Below are 1,670 nucleotides of genomic sequence, written 5' to 3' on the forward strand. Positions count from 1 at the left end.
GCCTTCAGTGGCCTGCCCTCCGAATTGGTCAGCCACACCAGCGCGCACATTGGATTCGAAGCCTTTGCCGGCAAGCATGTCGCCGTCGTCGGACGCGGACAAAGCGCCTGCGAATCCGCCGTCCTGTTGAGAAAGGCGGGAGCCGACGTCGAACTCGTCTGCCGGGGCGACATCCATTGGCTGGGCGCGCCGTCCAGCAGGCGGGGCCGCAATGTGCTAGGCGCCGCCGAGGAACTCCTGGCGTCGCCCTCGCGCGTCGGTCCCTTCCCGTTGTCCTGGCTGATCGAGGCGCCGGGTCTCGTGCATGGTTTGCCGGCGGCGGCGCGACGCTGGGTCAATGCGCGTGGCCTCAGGGCCGGCGCGTCAGGCTGGCTGCTGCCGGACTTCGGCGGCATCAAGGTCAAGGCCGGCCGCGTGATCGTCGGCGCCTCCGCCAGCAACTCCGGACTAGACTTGCGGTTCGAGAACGGCTCGACCGCTTACGATCACGTCCTGCTCGCGACCGGCTATCGCATAGACATCGGCAAGCTCGGGCTCTTCGCCCCCGATTTCCTCGATGCGATCGCCTGCCGCGACGGATCGCCTGTCCTTTCCACGGGACTGGAATCGAACATTCCCGGCCTGCATTTTGTCGGCGCCAGCGCGGTCGCGAGTTTTGGCCCGTTAATGCGTTTCACCGCCGCCACCCCGTATGCGGCGCAGGCCGTCACCCGTTTCATACGCGCCGCGAGAAGCAAGGGCCAGAACGCACGGCGCTCCACCATGAGACTGGGCGAAGCCTCGGTTCCCGCCGGCCCGAAGCCGCGTTGAGCGTCGCCGGCCCGCCATGTATCAGCGCGATCAGGCGGGGCTCTCGCCTGTCAAAGCGGAAGAGCTGGGAAACCGGCCGTGCCGGACAGCATGTGAGGATGTAGGCTTGGCGACGTCAGGCGCAGTGTTTCTTGGGGGCGCGCACGGCACGCTTGCCCTGGCGCGCAGCCTCGGCGCGCAAAAAGTGCCCCTCACCTACATCACCAATGATTCGCCGCTGCCGGGCTGGTCGCGATTTGTCGGAGCCACCATCCGCTGGCCCGGCCCAAACGATGAGCGGGCACTGCCGTTTCTGCTGGAAGCGGCGCGTAAACACCGGCTGGAGGGATGCCTCCTGATCCCGGCCGCCGATCCAGAGGTTCGCCTGGTCTCGGAAAACCTGGCCGCCCTGTCGGCGATCTATAAGATCTTGCTGCCTTCCTGGGATGCGTTGCAGTGGGTCTGCGACAAGCCGTTCCTCTACAGGCGGGCAACCGAGTTGCGGCTGTCCATTCCAAGGACCTATGACATCGCATCCATGGTGCAGGCCTCATCCCTGGACATGGTTTTTCCGGTCGTTCTCAAGCCTCACATGGGCGGCGGCAACACCCGCATCGCCAGGGCCAAGGTCGTCCAGGCCGACGACAGGGCCTCATTTCTTGCCGCCTATCGCGACGCGGCCGAACAGATCGGCGGCCAAAACGTCGTCGTGCAGGAGCGCGTGCCGGGCGGGGGAGAAAGCCAATTCTCTTACGCCGCGCTCTGGAACGAGGGCAAGCCGATCGCGGAGTTCACCGCGCGCCGCTCGCGGCAGTATCCGGTCGACTTCGGCTATACCAGCACCTTCGTCGAGATCGTCGACGCGCCCCGCGCCGTCGCTG

The 1,670-nt window shown here is 66.3% G+C and carries 2 pseudogenes; both read left to right on the plus strand.

The window, feature by feature from the left end:
• Nucleotides 1-810: pseudogene (locus FJ980_RS34935) on the plus strand (NAD(P)/FAD-dependent oxidoreductase); the annotation flags it as partial.
• Between the two features lie 16 nt (nucleotides 811-826).
• Nucleotides 827-1,670, plus strand: a pseudogene (locus FJ980_RS30675) (hypothetical protein); the annotation flags it as partial.

Origin of the sequence: Mesorhizobium sp. B1-1-5 (assembly GCF_006443065.1) — a bacterium.
Taxonomy (GTDB): Bacteria; Pseudomonadota; Alphaproteobacteria; order Rhizobiales; family Rhizobiaceae; genus Mesorhizobium.